The sequence below is a fragment of the Tannerella forsythia genome (assembly GCF_001006485.1).
Lineage (GTDB): Bacteria > Bacteroidota > Bacteroidia > Bacteroidales > Tannerellaceae > Tannerella > Tannerella forsythia.
Map to the genome: position 1 here is coordinate 1 of NZ_JUET01000135.1, position 420 is coordinate 420.

The following is a 420-nucleotide window of genomic DNA, read 5'->3' on the forward strand; positions in this document are numbered from 1 at the left end:
ACATCGTCACGATACGGTTATCCTGCAAATAACGCTTCAGCTGTTTCAGTAGCTGGCGCAGTTGTGCAATGTCTTCTTCGTAACGGCATTGTTCAGCAAATTCGTTCAGCGTAATGGAAGGCTTGCCGTCAAAATCTGCAATCACATCGTAGACATAACCGGTTCCGCAATCCGTCTCAACGGTACCGTGATAGCGCGGTATTCCACTCCAGTCTTTTAACCGGCGACCAAGATGCGCGTAGTACTTTAACTCACGGCGGATCTCTTTATCGCCACCATCGCCACGATGGTAGACAATCTTGATACAGCGTTGGGCATCTTCCGGATGCGCATAACATTTCCGATGTCTTCCGGTGCCCAGGGGACTTTGTTCAGATAAGCGAATCATGCCATCTCCTGGAAATATTTTCTGACGATCTC

The 420-nt window shown here is 48.8% G+C and carries 1 protein-coding gene; it reads right to left on the reverse strand.

Features of this window, described 5'->3' with window-relative positions:
* A partial coding sequence (yrbL, locus tag Tanf_RS16765; protein ID WP_046826165.1) for a PhoP regulatory network protein YrbL occupies positions 1 to 388 on the reverse strand: 388 nt, incomplete at its 3' end.
* Between the last annotated feature and the right edge of the window lie 32 nt (positions 389 to 420).